The following is an 18,818-nucleotide window of genomic DNA, read 5'->3' as shown; positions in this document are numbered from 1 at the left end:
ATGCATGGCTGGGGGCCGCATGGGACTGCCGGGTACCATCACATCCAACCGCACGGCAGCGTGCCGCCAGGCCTCGCAGCTTGAGACTGCGACGTCGTCCTATGACGCGGTGCGCTTTTCCTCCCTCGCAGGTGCCGCTGACGGACTTCCTCCAAGTGCGCACGACCAAGCTAGATCCTCCTATCTTGACGCTGCCAAGAGCTATGTGCAGGCCGTGAAGCAAGACGCCAGCGCCCTGCGTGAAGTCGCCGAGGTGTTGGGAGAAGTCGACCAGGAAGTCGCGAACAAGCTGACCGTGGGCATGGGGGAGCTTCCATGAGCGCTTTGTCACGCACATGCATGCCTCCCGACGACAAGGCTGGCTTTTCCTGCCATGCGTCCGTACAACAAGCCGAGGCGCTCGCTCGACGTCATAACCAATGCATGCTGGAGCTTGAAGGAAGGGAGGACGGCCTGCGCAGGGGCGTACGTGCGATGCAGGAGGGCCAAGAGACGCTTCGCGTCGCTCTGGACCGCATAGCCGTCATGGATGAGCTGGCTTTCTTGCAAGGAGCTGCCATGACGCAAAGACTGCTCGAAGACGTCCAGGCAACCGCCCGCAAGCTCTCTGAGAACGTCGAGGAGGAACAGGAGCGAATGGCCCGCGAGCTTGCACGAACAAGACGTCAAAAGGGCGAGGAGATAGTCTCCTTCAACAGACGTTGGAGCAATCTTGCGGCAGGGAGAGGACATATCTCATGAGAGCTGATGTCACTCAGCTTCTTACCGACATCTCGCATGACCTCATGACCGCAAACAAGGCAACGGATGACGCAGGGAGGCAGGAAGAGGCCCTTTCGTGCGTCATCATGGACGTGTCTGCGGGAGAGTCTCAGGCATATGCCTCCTTGAGGGACTATCTTGCACGAGTGAGAATGCCCTCCATCTCTCTGCATAGAGACTTCCTGCTTGCGTTTATCAGCGACCTTTCCCATGATCGAGAGAACGTCGCGGCCAAGCTCCTGCCGCTAGGTGCCACCATCGACACTGACGCCATATCTCAGGCGGTTGACGAAAGGCGGCGCTGGGCGTCCTCCCTGTATGACGAGGCAAGCAGGCTGAGCATACATAGCCCTGTCGTGGCACAGGGAATGCGTTCCTTTGGCGACCTTCTTGCTGACCAGGCGCGCCAATTGGAAGAGAAGCTTCGCGTTGCCATTGAATACTTCCATGATGGCGGCATCTACGCCAACAGCTACGCATATTGCACCCTACTTGCCCAACAGCGGCAGGCGCTCTCTGCCGTCATCCGGAGGGGCTCCGTCGGAGCGTTTGACATTTCCCAGATTGACCTTTCTTGGGTCATCCAACACGACGAGTCATGGCAGCGAAAACGTAATCGCGCCACGCTTGAGCGCTATTTCATGTTGGATGATCGGGGCAACATCGTGGGATTTCGCCTGGGTGGTGAGGGGCGCATGAAGGATCTTCTTGGCATTGCCCTTAGGTCACTGCTCGACGATGGTGCCCCCAACGAAATCATACGATTGACTCCTGACGAGCGTTATGCGCTCCTGTACATGATGGTCAAGGAATCCCCAGTGGTTGACAGAATCGAACACGAGGCGCTCAGCTCACTCCTTTCGAATCTATCTGGCATTTTTTCCTTGGGTCACTTGGGCACTGCCTCGCAACTGGAGGATTTTGTTGAAAATGGCACTAATCTGGTCAACGGACAAAGTCTTGGACCGGTAACTTCCCTCCTCTCGTTCACGGCAGATGATGGAGTCTTCTATTCGAAAGATGTTGATGGCAGCGTCCAAAAGAAAAACGGATACGGTGACTGGATCGAGTTTGCGGGACCATTCTTGGGCATGGACCTAGACACGCACGTCACGACCTTTTCTTATGGAAAAAAGGAATATCGTCTCCAAACGTGGGACGGCACCTATGCCGCAGGGCTCACCTACGGTGGTGAGATTGCGCTCTATGCGCGGGATTTGCCGACCACAAAGAGCGAGCAACACATCAATCTCACCCCACAGGAAGTCAGGGATAATTTGGACACGCTGTCAGCGCAGCAGACAAAGAGCATCTTCACCACCTATGAGGCAGTCACGGGAAGCGACGCGCCCTATAAGAAAATCACCGTCAACACGCGAGGAACGAAGCATCTCGAGCGATATGTGGGCAAAGGTTACTGGGTTTTCTTAAGTGGTTTTGTTCCAACCAAGCCAAATGGAGGTTATATGCCCGGATATCGACAAGAGGACCTTTCTGTAACGGGCGAGATGCGCTTTGAGGACAAAGGCTTGCAGGATGCCATGGAATACGCCCTCAAGGAGCACGGCGTGGACGCACGGCTCCAGGAGGATGGAGCGCTCAAAATCAACTGGGAAAGGTAGGGAATGGTGACCATGACCAGACGGGGCCTCCTCCGCGCGTCGCTTCTGCTCGCGGGCGGCGCGCTCGCCCAGGGCTGCTCGGGGCGTCGCGGGGAGGTTCCCGACGTCACAATCGGCGGCCCCGAGGACGCTCTGGCCTGGGCGCTCGGCGAGCTCGGCGGGCGCTACGGAGAGGAGTTCGAGCAGGAGCCAGGGACCGGGGTGACACCGTACGAGCCGGACTCCCGGCACCTGGAGTACGAGCTGTGCGCCCGTCCCGCGGCCGACCCCAAGAAGCCCTTCGGCTGCACCGTGGCGACGCACGCCGACACGCGCAGGCTCAGCTACCCACTCATGGACGACTATACCCAGTACCGGTTTAAGCCGCAGCTCGAGGAACCCTTCCTCGAGGCGGCGCGGGGGACGGACGGGCTCGCCGGCTACAGTGCCCGACTCTCGGAGCCCTACATGGGCGAGCGCGACTGGCGACCCTCCGAGCTCGAGGCGTACCTCCACAACGGCTACACCCGCCCTGGCCTGGCCGTCACACTCATGCTCCCACGGGACGGCTCGGCGAGCTCCTGGGCGGGGGCGGTGAGGTCGTTCCTCGGGGCCGTGTGGGGGCTCGGCAGGCGGATGGACGTGTACGCGGGCATGGAAGGCTTCGTCCCGTACGAGTGGGGAAACCTCTTCACCCTCGACGTCTCCCAGACCGTACCCTCTGGCCGCGGCCCCAAGCCCCCCTCCCTCGACTATATAGAGCAGGAAGTCAGGGATAGCCAGATTGATCTCGGATCGGACAGGCTCGAGCGCTGGGACGGCGCGGGCGACCCCGGGGATCCGGGTTACACCAGACTGCCCCAGATCACCTGGCTTCCGGGTCACCCGGTCATGGACTGAGGGGGCGCCGGTGCCGTGCTCACGCTGGACGGCCGACGATGCGTGCGCCCCTCTCCCCTAGCGCCAGGCGGCCTCGTAGATGCCGGCAATCTCCTCGTCCGTGGTCTCGGCGGGGTCACAGGGAAAGGACCCGCCCATGGTCGCGCGGGCGTTTTGTGCCAGGGTTAGGGCGTCCTCGCGCCTGATGCCGTAGTCGCTCATCCTCAGGTTGGCGACGCCGCAGGCCTCCTGAAGGCTGACCAGCGCCTCAATGAAGTCCTGGGGCTCGCTCGCGTCAGCCTTGCCCAGGGCGCGCGCCATGGTGACAAAGCGGGCGTCACACACATGCCTGTCAATCCAGAACTGAAAGTAGGAACGGCTCAGCATGATGAGGCCGGCGCCATGCGGCAGAGCGGGATGATGGGCGCTCATGGCGTGCTCCATGGCATGCTCGGACGTGCAGTCGCTCGTACACATGGAATAGCCGCTCATCGTGTTGGCAAAGGCGAGAAACGTGCGCGCCTCGAGGTCGGAGCCGTCAACGACGGCTCGGGCGAGATATGCGCCCACGTTGGTGATGGCCGCAAGCTGCACCATGTCCGAAAAAGGATTCGACAGCCTGGAGATGTGCCCCTCCAAACTATGGAAGAGCGCGTCAAAGCCCTGGTAGGCCGTAAACGCGGGCGGAACCGAAAGCATGAGCTCGGGATCCACGACGGCGATGGCGGCAAAGCCGTTGGGCGACCCCACGTCGATCTTCTCCCTGGTGTCAAGCTTGGTGATGACGCCCGACGAGTCCACCTCGGAGCCGGTGCCGGCCGTGGTGGTGATGGCGACCCAGGGCAGCCCAGGATTGGCGAGCGGAAGGCGCCTGCCCGTGGATCCGCCCGCATAGTCCCAGAGGTCGTCGGAGGGCTGCGGCGCGAACATCGCCATGACCTTGGCGGAGTCCAGCACCGAGCCGCCGCCGAGCCCCACCACCAGGTCGCAGCCCTGCTCGCGGATGACAAACGCGCCCTCCTCGACCTGCTCCTTGGTGGGGTTGGCCTGCACCTTGTCAAAGACGACCGTCTTGACGCCCGCCTGGGCGAGCTCGGCAAGGGCGCGGTCCAGGTAGCCGTTGGCGCGAGCTGACGTGCCGCTGGAGATGACCACGAGCGCCTTGGTGCCCGGAAGCTGCTGCTCATGCAGGTGGTTGAGCTGACCTGCCCCAAAGAGGACCTTCGTGGGACCCCAGAACTGGTACGTGAGCTGTGGCACGTCTCCTCGATTCTGTTGCTGGGGCGCACGCCCCGTGCCTCGCCGCCTCTTCTCGCCCGCCCTGGCGCGTCCGCGCCGCGCCTACGCCTTGTCTGCGGGGAAGCGCACCCCCGCCTGACGGCGCGCCTCGTCCATGATGTTAAGCGAGCAGAGCGTGACCTGCGCAAAGTGCGCCACGGCCTCGCGCGCCGCCGCGTCGCCCCGGACCGCATCCCTGAAGAGCGACAGCTCGCAGATCATGTCATTGTCGGGAACGTCCGCCTTGATGGTCTCGCGCTCGCCGCTGACGGTGGCGTACACCATGCCCTTGTCCTCGTGGCGCACGAGCGCGATGTCGCGCGGGACGTTTGCGTTGGGAATGAGGAGCGTGCCTCCGTCGCCCATGACCTGAGAGTCTACGAGGTCATCCCCCACCTTGCTGTAGGAGAGGTCAACGATCTTGTCCGCGTAGCGCAGCGACAGGCTGCCGGCGACGTCAATGATGTCGCGACCCTCCTTGGCCTCCCAGGCCAGCTCCCGCGCGAGCAGCGACGCCAGGACGGACTGGGGCCGGCCAAAGAGGGCCACCGCCAGCTCGACCACATAGACGCCGATGTCCATGAGGGCGCCCTCGGAGAGCTCGGGGTCAAACTGACTCACGTACTCGCGAGCGTTGAGCCTGGCAATGCGGGAGGTCACCTTGCCAAAGCGCAGCGACGCCTGCGAGATGGCGCCAAGCTCGGGAAGGGTCCTTTGGATGTTGGCAAAACCCTGGGTGTGCAGGTTGCGCATGGCCTCCAGGCATACGACGCCCCTCTCGGCGGCTGCCGAGAGGACCTCGCGCCCCGCCCGTTCGTTGGAGGCCAGGGCCTTCTCTATCAGCACGTGCTTGCCGCCCGCGATCATCGTCAGGGCCTGCTCGGCATGGAGGCCGTTGGGGGAGGCAACGTACACGGCGTCAACCTCGTCACTCTGCGCAAGCGCGCCAAGATCGTCATAGAAGGCCGTCGCACCACGGGGCTCCCCAAAGGCATGCGCGCGGTCAAGGTCGCGCGAGTAGGCCGCACCATAGGTCACGCCCTCGGTGTGGCGCACCGCGTCAAGAAAGCGCTCGGTGATGGCGCTTGACCCGATGGTTGCCAGGCGGATGGGAGAGGTTGACATACCGGACCACCTTTCATGAGGAGCGGCGACGGTCGCACGCAAGGGCGCATGGCACGTTGGGGCGACCCTTGAAACGGTTGCGGTGCGCCCATGTGTCTGCTGTACCCGCCAGGGCCGGCAGGCAAACCCAAACGCGGCCGCCAACCGGTCGCAAACGTGAGCTACAGGTCGCGTCGCTGGTACAGGCCCGCATCGTCAAAGCCCAGGCGACGATAGTAGCCCCGCGTGCCCACCGCGCTGATGACGGTAAGGGCGTCAAAGCCCGCCTCGCGCGCGACGTCTGCGGCACGCTCCACCAGGGCGCGACCAAGCCCCTGGTGCTGCGAGGGGGAATCCTCCCTGCCCAGGTGCGCAGCCTGGCCGTACACGTGGACCTCGCGAATCATGGCCTCGCCCGGACGCGTGGGAAGCTCATGGGCCGCCGCATCAAGGCCGCCCGCGCGCAGCTCGTCCCAGCGCGGGAGCGAGAGCCTGAGGAAGCCCGCGATGCGGCCGTCGGGCGTGACCCACTGAAGAAAGTGCTCCACGGTGACGGCAGTCTGGTAGCGGACGTCCTCGATGCGCAAGGTCGCCAGCTCGACGTCAGAAAGCGCGATCTCGCGAAAGCGGACGTCCTGGACCCTGCCCTGGACGCCCCTCTCGGCAAGGCGACGGTCCACCAGCTGGCGGAGGTTGGCCTTCTTGTTGCCCACGAGGATGTCGCCCGCCCCTATGTCGCGAATCATGCGCGAGATTCGCACGTACGGAGGGGTGGCAAGCACGTCTGCCTCAAGAACGTCCAGGAGCTCGTCCTCGGTGTAGGGGCGCCAGCGGCCGCTTTGGTAGCTGTCCACGAGCTTTGTGCCAGCCACCAGGGAGCAGGGGTAGAGCTTGACCTCGTCGGGAAGGAAGCCGGAATCGCTGACGAAGGTGGCGTAGTCCTCCTTGTCAAGCTCGGGCGTGGCGGTGGGCAGGTTGAGCATGAGGTGGGCGTGGATCTTGAAGCCAAAGAGGCGGGCGAGCGAGAAGGCCCTCCTCACCTGGGACGTTCTCATCTGACGTTTGCAGGCGTCAAGCACCTCCTGACGCGTGGACTGAACGCCCAGCTGAACCTTGGTGCAGCCAAGCTCGCGGATGCCCAGCAGGCTCTGGGGGGTGACGGCGTCGGGACGCGTCTCGATGACGAGACCCACCACGCGATGGTCGGCCGCCTCGTTGCGACGCTGCTCGCACGCGAGCTCCTCAAGAGTGGCGCTCATCTGCGGAAGGACGCGCCGGTAGGGCGAGGGCGCGACGCCACGGGCGCCATACAGACGCGCGACCGCCTCGTTGTAGGTCAGGGAGCCGGCACTTACCTGGTCCTGCTCTCTGGCGACGAAGCGCGCGGCAGCCTCCGCCGTGCTGGGGACGCCCGCCTTTCGGTAGAGGGCGTAGCGCTCGCGCAGGGTCTCCTCCGGGCTGGGCCACTCGTTGAGCGCCCGAAAGAGCTCGCGCACGAACCAGCGCTGGTAGCCCTGCGGATAGTCGGTCCAGCTGCCGCCGAGGACGATGAGCTCGACCTTGTCGGTGGCGTGGCCCATCTGGTCAAGGGCCCTCAGGCGCATCGACGCCTGCAGGTAGGGGTCGAAGAAGTTCTTCTCGGCACGCTGACAGGCTGGCTCGGAGGCAAGGTAGCTCTTGGGCATCCGCAGGTCGGAGGGGCAATAGACGCAGCTGCCCGAGCAGGGCGCGGGACGAGTGATGACCGTGATCGTGGCCACGCCCGAGGCGGTGCGCCGAGGCTTCATCCTGAGCTCCGCAACCAGACGTCGCTCCAGCTCGCCGCTCACGCCCCACGAGCGCCAGCGCTCGGGTTCCTGCTCCTTGACGCGCAGGTAGAACGGCAGGATATGACGCTTGGAGAGGTGTCGGGCGCTTTTGGGGACGTCGCGGTTGTGCCGCCGCACGGCTCGCTCCACCAGCCTCCCGTCGTGAGGGGTTTCGGGGTGCTCGCGCAGGCGGGCGATGATGTCAAGAAGCAGCTCCTCCATGAAAAGCAATTATAAGGGCGCGGCGAGGAACGGGCGCACGGGGGAGAAGATGCGCGGAGGGCGGACGCTGCCCGTGGGAGCCAGGCAGGTGAGGGCCGCGCAAGACCTAGAATGTCCCCATGGAAGGGACGAGACTAAGGGGCGAGGTGACGATGGGCCCATCGACCGCACGTCTGCTGGTCGAGCTCAACCGTGACTTCTACCGGGTCAACGCCACGTCGTTTTCCCGGACCAGGCAGGGCGGTTGGCGGGGGTGGGAGCGAGCGCTGCGGGTGGCTGTCCGGGCGCTTGGCGAGACCTGCGGCAGGCCGCAGGGCGTTGGCAAGGACAAACGGGCTACCGTGCTCGACGTCGCCTGCGGCAACATGCGACTTGCCCGCTACCTGGGGCGCAAGCTGCCTTTTGGCTGCGTCCAGCGCATCGACTACCTCGGCGTTGACGGCTGCGTGAGGCTGGTCGAGGACGGCACGGTGGCCCGGGAGGGGCTCGCCTCGGCGAGGGGAATCAACCGCGAGCTCATCGTCTGGCTGTTCGCGAGCGCGGGTAAGAGGTCCCCCTCTCCCCTGGGCGACCTTCCCACGGCCGATGCCGTCGCCTGCTTTGGGCTCCTGCACCACGTGCCCACCGCCGCCGCCCGACGGCGCCTGATGAGAGCCCTTGTCGAGCAGACGGTCCCAGGCGGCGTGACCTGCGTGTCCCTCTGGAGATTCTTGGATGACCCGAGACTCGCGAGCGCCGCGGAGACGACAACGCGCCAGGGCCTATCGGCGTTGGGACTTTCGGCTACGGCGCTCGAGACGGGCGATCGCCTGTTGGGCTGGGAGGGGCGAAGGGACACCTGGCGCTACTGCCACAGCTTCTCGACGGCGGAGATCGATGATCTGGTGGAGGCGGTGAGCGGTGCGGCTGAGCTCGTGGGGCGCTTTCGCGCGGACGGCCGAGGCGGCGCGCTCAACGAGTACCTCATATTGAGGCGCACAGATGGTGGATCGGCAATGCGCTCCTCGTGCTGAGGTCGCCATTCCCCGCCGATCGCGCCATTGCTGCGTGCTCACGACGATTACGCGGACTATTCCCAAGTACCAATACGTTTGAGAGCTCCGCGCGGGGGCGTCTCCTTGCACCTATAAACTTGAGAGTCTCTCCTAGGTGAATTTCCCTGAGTACCAATACGTTTGAGGATGTACCCGCAGTACCTATAAGTTTGAGGGCGGGGAGCTTGCGTACCAATACGTTTGAGAGCCAATCCTTTTGATACCTATAGGTTTGAGGGTTCGAGGAAAAAAGTACCTGGGCAAACGCAGCACCGATTCCTCAAACTTATAGGCGTGTCTGTCCGGCGGCCTCAAACATATAGGCGTGTCTGCCCGGCGGCCTCAGGCCAACGTCTTTTGGTGGTGCAGGCGCATCGAATCTCGCCGCATGCCGCCAGCTGCCAGCCGTCCGCCGCCAGGCGTCCGCCGCCAGGCGCCCGCTGCCGCGCAGCTCTCCTACAGGTCGTCCACCAGCGCCGTTGACTTGGCGTAGGCCGTGGAGCGCGCCTCAAAGAAATCCGTCTTGACCATGTTGGCGTTGGAGTACTGCGACACCCACGCCATGTCGGCTGGCTCGCTTGAGAACCCCTCGTACAGCTGTCCGTATCCCAGGCTCGACCAACGCAGGTTACCCAGATAGTGGATGTAGTCGCTCACCTGCCGACTCGTGAGGCCCGGCACGTCGTCGCCGATGACGTAGCGGCCCCAGGCCACCTCCTGGCGCACGCCCTCCTCGAGCATCTCCCCGAGCATGGCCACGTTCCTGTCCGAGAAGAGCTCGGGCTCCTCCTTCTGCAGCTCAAGGATGATGCTGCGGAACAGCCAGAGATGGGTGTTCTCGTCGCGGTTGATGTAGCGAATCTCCTGGGCGCTGCCCGGCATCTTGCCGTTGCGCGCCAGGTTGTAGAAGAACATGAAGCCGGAGTAAAAGTACACGCCCTCAAGGATGTAGTTTGCCATCATGACCTTGAGCAGGGTGAGGGGGCGCCGGTCCTCGAGGAACTCGTTGTACAGGTCGCCGATGAACTTGTTGCGGCGCAGAAGATGCTCGTCGTCCTTCCACTGGAAGAGAATTGCGTCGCGCTCCTCGGGCGAGCAGATGGTGTCGAGCATGTAGGAGTAGCTCTGGGAATGGATGGACTCCTGGAACGTCTGAATGCGCAGGCAGAGGTTGACCTCGTTGGCCGTCACGTACTCGCTGACGTTGGGGAGGTTGGCGCTCTGCAGAGAGTCGAGAAAGATCAAAAACGAGAGGATCTTGTCATAGGCGACGCGCTCCTGGGCGAGCAGATGCGGATAGTCCTTGACGTCCTGGGAGAGGTTGATCTCCTCGGGGATCCAGAAGTTGTTCATGGCCTGGCGATACCAGTCGCTGACCCAGGGGTACTTCATGTTGTTGAAGTCGTTGAGGTTGGTGGTGTTGCCGCCGATCATGCGCCGGTCGAGGACGTCGGTGTCCCCGTCGGGGTTGAAGAGGGGGTTCCTCTCGAGCGGCCTCGTCATGTCAATGCCCATGTGCGTGCTCCCTTCGATGATGCCGATGACGCCCACCCGGCGCCCTGGCCGCGCCGCCGGCTGCGGCGCCCTGCCCATACGGCCCGCTAGCTGGCGCAGCTTTCGCACTCCTCGACCTCGAGCGACTTGCTGCGCACGTAGTAGAGGCTCTTGACCCCGTCGCGCCAGGCCTCCAGATAGAGGCCGAGCACCTGGCGCATGGTGAAGTCATTGGTGATGTAGAGGTTGACCGACTGGGCCTGGTCAACATGTCGCTGGCGCACGCCGGCGGCCCTCATGCTCCAGGTCTGGTCGATCAGGTGGGCGGGCTTGTAGTACCACCAGGTGGCCGGAGACAGCTCGGGCGCCACGCGCGGGAGCATGGAGCCCTTCTTCTCCTCGAGGAAGAAGCGGCGCATGACGGGGTCCAGGCCGGCCGTGGTGCCCGCGATGATCGAGGTCGAGCTCGTGGGGGCGACGGCCATGAGGTAGGCGTTGCGCATGCCCTGGCTGGCCACCCGCTCGCGCACGGCCTGCCATGCGGGCGAGGTGTAGCCGCGCTTGTCAAAATAGGCGCCCGTCTGCCAGTCGGAACCCTCGAACAGCTCGTAGCTGCCCCTCTCGACCGCCAGCTTGGACGAGGCCTCGACGGCGTGACGGTTGATGCGCTCAAAGACCTCGTCGGCAAAGGCCAGATGCTCCTCGCTCTCCCACTTGATGTGGCGCTTGGCCAGCATGTGGTGATAGCCCGAGACGCCCAGGCCCACGGAACGATAGCGATGGTTGGTGATCTTGGCGTAGGGCAGCGCATAGAAGTTGAGGTCGATGACGTTGTCCAGGGCGCGGACCGCCGCCTCCACGATGGAGCCCAGGCGCTCGTCGTCCTCCACGGGAATGTGTCCCAGCGAGAGGGACGCGAGATTGCAGACCACGAAGTCGCCCGGGCGCGTGGTGGTGACGACCACGGTGTCGCCGTCCTCGCTCTTGACCTCCTGCGAGACGGTCTCTATGGGACTCATGTTCTGCGCGATCTCGGTGCAGAGGTTCGAGCAGTAGATGACGCCCGCCTGCGGGTTGGGGTTTGCGCGGTTGACGGTGTCGCGCATGAAGGCGAAGGGCGTGCCCGTCTCGACGGCGCTCTTGATGACCAGGCGGACGATGTCCTTGACGAGGACGGTGCGCTTGGGAATGCGCGGGTCGGCCACGCACTCCAGATAGCGGCGCTCCCACTCCTCGCCAAAGTAGTCCTCCAGGGCGTAGCCCTTGACGGTGAGGACGTCATGCGGGCACATGAGGTTCCACTCCTGGTTGAGGTCCTGCTCGGCGAGCCGCCAGAAGAGGTCCGGATAGCACACCGCCGGGAAGACGTCGTGGGCCTTCATGCGATCGTCACCGTTGTTGGTGCGCAGCTGGAGGAACTCGGGAAGGTCGCGATGCCAGGCGTCGAGGTAGACCGCGACGGCGCCCGACCGCACGCCCAGCTGGTCCACGGCGACGGCGGTGTCGTTGATAACGCGAATCCAGCGGATGACGCCGCCGGCCGCCCCCTCAAAGCCGCGGATTGACCCGCCCTTGGCACGGACTTTTCCCAGGTACATGCCCATGCCTCCGCCATACTTGGAGACCTTGGCAAAGTTGTCCACGCTGCGATAGATGCCCTCGAGGCTGTCGGGCACGGTGTCGACGAAGCAGCTCGAAAGCTGATGGTGAGGCTTGCGGGCGTTGGCCAGGGTGGGCGTCGCCATGGTGACCTCAAGCAGGCTCAGCATGTCGTAAAAGCGGCGCACCCAGGCCAGGCGGTCATGCTTCTCCCGCATGGCCAGATGCAGCGCGATGCCAAGGAACATCTCCTGCGGGCTCTCCAGGGGCACATGATGATGCGAGCAGATGACGTAACGCTTGAGGAGGAGGTCAAGACCCGAATAGGTGAAGAGGTCGTCGCGGGTCGGGTCCATGAGGCTGGCGGCCTCGTCAATCTCGTCTTTGCTGTAGCTCTGAAGGATGTACTCGCCGTACAGCCCCAGATCAGTAAGATGGCGCATCTTGCCGTAGAAGCTCGTGACGCCCTGCTCGCGCTCCACCTGGGTCAGGGCGCGGCGGTTCTGAAAGGCCAGGAGGCGCCCCGCGATGTACTCCCACCGCGGCGCGTCCTGCGTCGTGAGCTCGACGGCGGCTCGCACGAGCGCCTCAAGGCGCTCCGTGGCGCCCATGGACTGCTTGGCGAAGCCGCGCAGCTTCGCCGCGAGGGCCGAGAGCGCGTACTCGCCCTCGGGAAAGTCGCGCTCGACGCCTGAGAGGACCTCCCCCAGCTGGCGCGCGTCATCGCCGGCCATGCCGGCCTGCAGGCAGATGTCCATGCGACAGGCACGCTGCTCGCTGCGGCGATGACGGTACAGGATGTACGCCTTGGCGGCGTCGTAGTAGCCACCCTCCATGAGGGAGCGCTCGACGATGTCCTGGATGCCCTCCACCGTGGAGACGTGGCCGCCGGAGATTGCCGCCTCGACCTTCTCGAGCAGCGCACGTAGGTCTTCGTCCGCAGCCTTGGTCCCAGTCTCCACGAACGACTTCCTCATAGCCGCGACGATCTTTGCTCCGTCGTAGCCTTCCTTGCGTCCGTCACGCTTGGTAACCAGCATGTCCGCCCCATTCGCATCCTCGAGCAAATTGCTCCGCTCTTAGTACATTTAGTATCCTGTGAAGTATGAGTCCACAATATGTGGTGCCCAAACGGGTTCCATGGTAACAGCTGCCCTGCGAGTATCAATTGAGAAAGTCGTTTCGTCGGCCGAAGGGCGGGGCGGGGCGACGCCCCGTGCTTTAGGACGAGCGGATGGGAGGGCGGGTCCGGGTGGCGAAGGCGGCCAAAATCGGGCCGGCTACTTGAGGGGCCCCGTTCAACGTGTACGTTGCGAAGGGTACCTTTGACGTTTGCCCAGGATTCGTTTTTTGCGACCCGTCCAAACGCGCACGTTAAGCAAGGCCCCCAACGTATCAGGGGCAACACGCCTGCGGTCCGACTCCCGGACCGCAGGCGCGCGCTCGTTCGTGTCCGCGACGTCGCCCTACTTGACGCCGGCCTTCTGCCGGGCGCGCTCGATGGCGGCCAGCTGCTCGGGCGAAAGCCTGATGCCGTGAACGCGGGCGCCCGCCTCGCGCTCGTTGAGCTCCACGTCGCCAAAGGTGCCGTGCCGCCGCGTTTCGTCCACGTACGGCGCCACCACCTTCGTCGTAGGGTCGTTGGGGTTCACGATCTTGAACTCACCGCCCGCCCGATGGTTCTCCTTGGCGACGCTGATCATGAGCTTGATGCGGTTGAGCTGGTTGACCTCGGACGCGCCGGGGTCATAGTCCACGGCGACGATGTTGCTCTCGGGATGCAGCTGCCGCAGCCGCTTGATGACGGACTTGCCCACCACATGGTTAGGCAGACACGCAAAGGGAGAGCAGCACACGATGTTGGGCGTGCCGTGCTGGATGAGATCGGCCATCTCGGCGGTCAGAAGCCAGCCCTCGCCCATGGTGTTGCACAGCGACAGGATCTTGCTGGCCTTGTCCGCCAGCTCAAAGATGTCCTCGTATGGCTGAAAGCGCGAGGAGGCGGCGAGCATCTTGTTAAGCGGTCTCCTCATGGCGTTGACCATCTTGATGCCCGCCAGGTGCGTAAGGCGGCTGTGCGCCCTGGTGCCCAGCTCAGCGTTGGTGTTGATGGCGTTGGACATGCCAAAGAGGAAGAAGTCCACAAGTCCTGGGACGTCCGCCTCGCAGCCTTCGCCCTCGATGACCTCCACCACCTGATTGTTGGCCGTGGGATGAAACTTGACCAGGATCTCGCCCACCACGCCCACGCGCGGCTTGGAGCGGTCGTTCGTCAGGGGCAGCGCGTCAAAGCGGTCGATGGCGTCCTGGCACAGCCGATAGAAGCTCTTGCGGTCGGTGCGCGGAATCAGGGTCTTGGCGCGGCTCATCAGAGACTCAAAGAGCGCGTTTGCCGAGCCCGGCACCGTCTCGTACGGGCGCGTGCGGTACAGCAGCTGCATGATGAGGTCGCCAAAGAGCAGGGCGTAGACCGCCTTCACGATGAGCCCGGGCTTAAAGATGTTGAATCCCGGGGACGACTCGCCCAGGCCGCTCGCGGCCGAGAGCGAGATCACGGGGACCTCCTCGTGCCCGGCGTCCTTGAGGGCCTTGCGGATGAGGGCGATGTAGTTGGTGGCGCGACATCCCCCGCCCGTCTGCGAGATGAGCACCGCCGTGCGCGTGAGGTCATACTCGCCCGAGAGCACCGCCTCCATGATCTGTCCCGTGACCAGAATCGACGGGTAGCAGATGTCATTGTTCACGTACTTGAGGCCCGCGTCCACGGCGCGGTGGTCCACGGAGGGCAACAGCACGCAGTTGTACCCCTCGCTCCTGAGCAGCGCCTCCACGATGTCAAAGTGGATGGGCGCCATCTGCGGCACGAGGATGGTGTAGCCCTCCTCCTGCATGCGTTTGGTGTAGTTGTGCTTGGCAAACGCGGCGCTCTTGGCCTCGCGATACACCGGGGTCCGACGGCTGAGGTCGGTCTGGCGCGCGTGTTCCAGAGAGCCGTCGGCCAGGCGCACGCCCACGGGTGACACCTCGGTGGCGACGCCCGCGGCCGTCTGACGCTCAAGCTCGGCGCGCTGCTCCTTGAGCGCCGCCATGAGCGAGCGCACGCGAATGCGGGCGGCGCCCAGGTTGCTCACCTCGTCGATCTTGAGCACGGTGTAGATCTTGCCGGACGCCTCGAGGATCTCCTCCACCTGGTCGGTGGTGAGGGCGTCGAGCCCGCAGCCAAAGCTCTGCAGCTGGATGAGGTCAAGGTCGTTGCGCGACGCCACAAAGCGGGCGGCGCGATACAGGCGGCTATGGTACATCCACTGGTCCACGACGCGGATGGGACGCTCGGGCAGCATCTTGTGCGAGACGGAGTCCTCGGTCAGCACGGCCAGGTCAAAGCCATGTAGCAGCTCGGGGATGGCATGGTTGATCTCGCCGTCGTTGTGGTAGGGTCGCCCCGCGAGCACGATGCCGTGGGCGTCGTGGTCCTCGATCCACTTGAGCGTCTCGTCCCCCTTGCGGTGCATGGCCTCCTTAAAGGCAAGGTCTTCCTCCCAGGCGGCGTTGACGGCCTCGTCGATCTCCCTGCGCGTGATGGGCTCGCCTTTGAAGCGCCCCTTGCCCGCACGCGCGTCCGTGGCGCGCTGGACGGCGACGACCTCGTACAGGCGCCGCTTGAGCTCCCTCTTGTCGTCGTAGGGCAGGAAGGGGTCCAGGTATTCCACGCCCGGCGCGGCGAGCTCGTCCATGTTGAGCCTGAGCGACTGGGGATAGCTCATGACGATGGGGCAGTTGTAATGGTTGGTGGCCGAGTCGTCCTCCTTGCGCTCCCAGCGAATGCAGGGCATCCAGATGAAGTCGGGGTCCTTGGCCAGGAGGTTCATGACGTGGCCGTGCGAGAGCTTGGCCGGATAGCACACCGACTCGGACGGCATCGACTCGATGCCCGCCTCATAGGTGGCCTTGGTGGTCTTGTCGCTAAGAACCACCGAGAAGCCCAGCTTGGTGAAGAAGGTGTGCCAGAAGGGATAGTTCTCGTACAGGTTGAGCGCGCGCGGGATGCCCACGGTGCCACGAGGCGCCTCCTGTGCCGAGAGGCCCGCGCGGTCAAAGAGCAGGCGGTTCTTGAACTCAAAGAGGTTGGGCGCCTGAGACTGCTCCTTGCGCGACTTGCCCGAACCCTTCTCGCAGCGATTGCCCGTGATGAAGCGCCGGCCGCCCCCAAAGTCATTGATGGTGAGCTGACAGTTGTTGGAGCAGCGCCCGCAATGGGCGTTGGTGCGCCTTACCTTGAGGCCGTCGATCTGGTCCTTGGTGAGCAGCTGCGAGAGGCCCGCGGCCCCGGCCCTGTCACGGGCGAGAAGCGCCGCCCCGTAGGCGCCCATGACGCCCGCGATGTCCGGCCGAATCACGTCGCGTCCCGTGAGCAGCTCAAAGGCGCGCAGCGTGGCGTCGCTCATGAACGTGCCGCCCTGCACGACCACGTACTTGCCGATCTCGTCGTAGTCACGCAGCTTGATGACCTTGAAGAGCGCGTTCTTGATGACCGAGTACGAGAGGCCCGCGGCGACGTCCCCGATGGTGGCGCCCTCCTTCTGAGCCTGCTTGACGCGGGAGTTCATGAACACGGTGCAGCGGCTTCCCAAATCGATGGGCTTGGAGCCCCTGACCGCCGCCTGCGCGAACTCCTGGACGGTCATGCCCATGGAGTCGGCGAAGTTGGCGATGAAGGAGCCGCAACCCGCCGAGCAGGCCTCGTTGAGCATGATGTGCTCGATGACGCCGCCCTTGACCTGGAGGCACTTCATGTCCTGGCCGCCGATGTCCAGGATGAACTCCACGTCGGGCACGAAGGCCTTGGCGCCGCGCAGGTGGGCGACCGTCTCGATCTCTCCGGAGTCGGCGCGCAGCGCCTCGATGAGGATGCCCTCGCCGTAGCCCGTGGTGGTCACGTGCCCTATGGCGCAGCCTTCGGGCAGATGGTCGTAGATGTCGTCCATAATCCTGCGGGCGGTGCCCAGGACGTCGCCGTTGTTGTTGTCGTACCAGGTGTAGAGGAGCTGGCCGTCCTCGCCCACGACGGCGGCCTTCATGGTGGTGGAGCCGGCGTCGATGCCGATGAACACGCGGCCTCGGTAGTCCTCGAGCGAACCCTTGGGCACCACCTGGCCGTCGTGGCGCTCCTTGAAGCGGCGGTACTCCTCGTCGGTGGCAAAGAGCGGGTCAAGGCGGGCGACCTCCGAGCCCTGGGTGTCCCTGAGGTTGGCAAGCGCGCCGATGACCTCGCCAAAGGTCACGCGCCTGTCCGACTCGCCGGCAAGGGCCGCCCCCGTCGCCACGAAGAGATGGGCGTTCTCGGGGAGAATGCGGTGCTCCTCGTCGAGCCTGAGCGTCACGTAGAAGCGCTCCCGCAGTTCGGAGAGGTACTGAAGGGGACCGCCCAAGAAGGCCACGTAGCCGCGGATGGGGTGCCCGCAGGCGAGCCCCGACACCGTCTGGTTGGCCACGGCCTGGAAGATGGAGGCGGCCACGTCGGCGGGGGCGGCGCCCTCGTTGAGCAGCGGCTGCACGTCGGACTTGGCAAAGACGCCGCAGCGTGACGCGATGGGGTAGATGTGCGTGGCCTCCTTGGCAAGCTCGTTGAGACCCGAGGCGTCCGTCTTCATGAGCGAGGCCATCTGGTCGATGAAGGCTCCCGTGCCGCCGGCGCAGGTGCCGTTCATGCGCTGCTCGATGCCGTTGTCAAAATAGATGATCTTGGCGTCCTCGCCGCCCAGCTCGATGGCGCAGTCCGTGTTGGGGATGAGAGACTCCACGGCGCGCTTGGAGGCGATGACCTCCTGGACGAACTCAAGGCCGAGCCACTTGGCAAGCAGCATGCCGCCCGACCCCGTGATGGACACGCGCATGGGGGGGTCGCCGATGACGGACTGGGCGCGCTGGAAGAGCTCCCTGGCGGTGGCGCGCACGTCAGTGTGATGACGCTCGTAGTTGGCATAGATGAGCGTGCCGCCCTCGTCGATGACCGCCAGCTTCACCGTGGTCGATCCAACGTCGATGCCCAGGCGAAGACGCGCGTGCGACAGGTCGATGGGATGAGCGGGATACAGCTCCGCCCCCAGCTGCCTGAGCGTGACGGGCCGGGCGGCGGCAACCTGCGCCCGGATGGAGTCTGCGTGGTTAGTCATTGCTCGTCTCCTTAGGATGCGTCTGCAGGTGCCGAGGTATGCTGGGTATCTTGACGTCCATGGTCCGGCCGTAGAGGTCGCCGGGACGCACGAACATCAGCGTGGTCATGACGCGCGCCATCATGGCGACGGATTCGTTCATGCCGCCGGTGAGCCACCGGACGAGGACGCCCACCTCGGCCGAGATGGCAAAGGTGAGGTAGTAGTCAAAGACGGGCCCCAGCAGGTCGACGTCAAGCCCGTCGGCGGCGCGGGCGGCCACCGCCTCGCGCGCCACCCGCTGAAGACGGTTGGCGAAGGCGGGGTCTCCCCCGTCGCCCAGGAGCGCGGCAAGGTAGCGTCCGCGGTCCTTGAAGTAGCGCAGCAGCTCCTCGGCCCCGGGACAGGGCGCAAAGTCATCGAGCGCGTCCTGGAGGTCGCTCAGGTGGGTGGCGGCGACGTTCGCCACGAGGCCTCGCATGTCGGCGATCGTCTCGGCCTCGATCTGGTTGACGAGGTCAGTGATGTCGCGAAAGTGCGAGTAGAACGTGCGTCGGGTGACGCCGGCGCAATCGGTGACGGCCGTGACCGTGACCTGCGAGAGGTCGCCGGTGGCTGCGATCTCGGCGGCCAGGGCGTCACGCAGGGCCGCGCGGGTGCGCAGCGCGCGGCGGTCTCGCCTGACGACGGGCGCGGGCGCGGTGGCACGGTCGGGGAAGGCGGAGCGCATTATGTGGTGACCTCCTGAGATGCGATGGGGCGCCGTCACGCGACTGGCACGTGAGGGACGCCGTGACAGGTCGAGACATTATTGCACAACATGAGCAGTAGTGCACAGTGTGAGAAATAATGAGGGGCGCCAAGGCCGGGACGTTCCGCAATGAG

Annotated in this window: 12 protein-coding genes; 5 read left to right on the top strand and 7 right to left on the bottom strand. The window is 64.6% G+C overall.

Features of this window, described 5'->3' with window-relative positions; all coding sequences use genetic code 11:
- Positions 1-19: 19 nt before the first annotated feature.
- The 4 genes from BN3001_RS06900 to BN3001_RS06885 are packed head-to-tail and all read left to right on the top strand — an operon-like array spanning position 20 to position 3,263.
- The gene (locus BN3001_RS06900; protein ID WP_058271017.1) at positions 20-319 is read left to right on the top strand and encodes a hypothetical protein; all 300 of its coding nucleotides are present in this window, start codon (positions 20-22) and stop codon (positions 317-319) included.
- On the top strand, positions 316-741 hold the full coding sequence (locus tag BN3001_RS08405; protein WP_148362968.1) for a hypothetical protein: 426 nt from the start codon (positions 316-318) through the stop codon (positions 739-741). The genes BN3001_RS06900 and BN3001_RS08405 overlap by 4 nt, the downstream gene beginning before the upstream one ends.
- Entirely contained in the window at positions 738-2,384 is a 1,647-nt protein-coding gene (locus BN3001_RS06890) for a DUF4474 domain-containing protein (protein WP_058271015.1), read from the top strand. The genes BN3001_RS08405 and BN3001_RS06890 overlap by 4 nt, the downstream gene beginning before the upstream one ends.
- Positions 2,385-2,396: 12 nt before the next feature.
- A complete protein-coding gene (locus tag BN3001_RS06885; protein WP_082630082.1) occupies positions 2,397-3,263 on the top strand; it encodes a hypothetical protein in 867 nt (288 codons plus the stop codon).
- Between the two features lie 57 nt (positions 3,264-3,320).
- On the opposite strand, the gene BN3001_RS06880 is transcribed toward BN3001_RS06885, so the two are convergent.
- From BN3001_RS06880 to BN3001_RS06870, 3 genes are all read right to left on the bottom strand, one after another.
- The gene (locus BN3001_RS06880) at positions 3,321-4,502 is read right to left on the bottom strand and encodes an iron-containing alcohol dehydrogenase (protein ID WP_058271013.1); all 1,182 of its coding nucleotides are present in this window, start codon (positions 4,500-4,502) and stop codon (positions 3,321-3,323) included.
- A gap of 81 nt (positions 4,503-4,583) precedes the next feature.
- A complete protein-coding gene (locus BN3001_RS06875) occupies positions 4,584-5,645 on the bottom strand; it encodes a Gfo/Idh/MocA family protein (RefSeq protein WP_058271012.1) in 1,062 nt (353 codons plus the stop codon).
- A 161-nt stretch (positions 5,646-5,806) separates the two neighbouring features.
- Entirely contained in the window at positions 5,807-7,654 is a 1,848-nt protein-coding gene (locus tag BN3001_RS06870) for an elongator complex protein 3 (protein ID WP_058271011.1), read from the bottom strand.
- Positions 7,655-7,806: 152 nt separating this feature from the next.
- Between BN3001_RS06870 and BN3001_RS06865 the strand changes: the two genes are divergently transcribed.
- Entirely contained in the window at positions 7,807-8,667 is an 861-nt protein-coding gene (locus tag BN3001_RS06865; protein WP_058271010.1) for a class I SAM-dependent methyltransferase, read from the top strand.
- Between the two features lie 477 nt (positions 8,668-9,144).
- On the opposite strand, the gene BN3001_RS06860 is transcribed toward BN3001_RS06865, so the two are convergent.
- From BN3001_RS06860 to BN3001_RS06845, 4 genes are all read right to left on the bottom strand, one after another.
- Positions 9,145-10,203 carry a ribonucleotide-diphosphate reductase subunit beta gene (locus BN3001_RS06860; RefSeq protein WP_197407469.1) on the bottom strand — a complete coding sequence of 353 codons (1,059 nt, stop codon included), beginning with the start codon at positions 10,201-10,203 and terminating at the stop codon, positions 9,145-9,147.
- Between the two features lie 86 nt (positions 10,204-10,289).
- Positions 10,290-12,821, bottom strand: coding sequence for a ribonucleoside-diphosphate reductase subunit alpha (locus tag BN3001_RS06855; RefSeq protein ID WP_058271009.1), 2,532 nt, complete (start codon positions 12,819-12,821; stop codon positions 10,290-10,292).
- A gap of 426 nt (positions 12,822-13,247) precedes the next feature.
- On the bottom strand, positions 13,248-17,954 hold the full coding sequence (locus BN3001_RS06850) for a 2-hydroxyacyl-CoA dehydratase (RefSeq protein WP_058271008.1): 4,707 nt from the start codon (positions 17,952-17,954) through the stop codon (positions 13,248-13,250).
- Positions 17,947-18,663, bottom strand: coding sequence for a TetR/AcrR family transcriptional regulator (locus BN3001_RS06845; protein WP_058271007.1), 717 nt, complete (start codon positions 18,661-18,663; stop codon positions 17,947-17,949). Before BN3001_RS06845 ends, BN3001_RS06850 begins: the two co-directional genes overlap by 8 nt.
- Positions 18,664-18,818 lie beyond the last annotated feature (155 nt).

This window comes from Olsenella massiliensis (genome assembly GCF_001457795.1).
Classification (GTDB): domain Bacteria; phylum Actinomycetota; class Coriobacteriia; order Coriobacteriales; family Atopobiaceae; genus Olsenella_F; species Olsenella_F massiliensis.
The sequence above is the reverse complement of the archived record's forward strand: the minus strand, read 5'-3'. Positions and strand labels throughout refer to the sequence as shown.

What these genes read in the sequence shown, in the direction of transcription:
- BN3001_RS06900 (WP_058271017.1), top strand. Translation starts at nt 20, where the DNA reads ATGGGACTGCCGGGTACCATCACATCCAACCGCACGGCAGCGTGCCGC.
- BN3001_RS08405 (WP_148362968.1), top strand. Translation starts at nt 316, where the DNA reads ATGAGCGCTTTGTCACGCACATGCATGCCTCCCGACGACAAGGCTGGC.
- BN3001_RS06890 (WP_058271015.1), top strand. Translation starts at nt 738, where the DNA reads ATGAGAGCTGATGTCACTCAGCTTCTTACCGACATCTCGCATGACCTC.
- BN3001_RS06885 (WP_082630082.1), top strand. Translation starts at nt 2,397, where the DNA reads ATGACCAGACGGGGCCTCCTCCGCGCGTCGCTTCTGCTCGCGGGCGGC.
- BN3001_RS06875 (WP_058271012.1), bottom strand. Translation starts at nt 5,645, where the DNA reads ATGTCAACCTCTCCCATCCGCCTGGCAACCATCGGGTCAAGCGCCATC.
- BN3001_RS06870 (WP_058271011.1), bottom strand. Translation starts at nt 7,654, where the DNA reads ATGGAGGAGCTGCTTCTTGACATCATCGCCCGCCTGCGCGAGCACCCC.
- BN3001_RS06865 (WP_058271010.1), top strand. Translation starts at nt 7,807, where the DNA reads ATGGGCCCATCGACCGCACGTCTGCTGGTCGAGCTCAACCGTGACTTC.
- BN3001_RS06860 (WP_197407469.1), bottom strand. Translation starts at nt 10,203, where the DNA reads ATGGGCATTGACATGACGAGGCCGCTCGAGAGGAACCCCCTCTTCAAC.
- BN3001_RS06855 (WP_058271009.1), bottom strand. Translation starts at nt 12,821, where the DNA reads ATGCTGGTTACCAAGCGTGACGGACGCAAGGAAGGCTACGACGGAGCA.
- BN3001_RS06850 (WP_058271008.1), bottom strand. Translation starts at nt 17,954, where the DNA reads ATGACTAACCACGCAGACTCCATCCGGGCGCAGGTTGCCGCCGCCCGG.
- BN3001_RS06845 (WP_058271007.1), bottom strand. Translation starts at nt 18,663, where the DNA reads ATGCGCTCCGCCTTCCCCGACCGTGCCACCGCGCCCGCGCCCGTCGTC.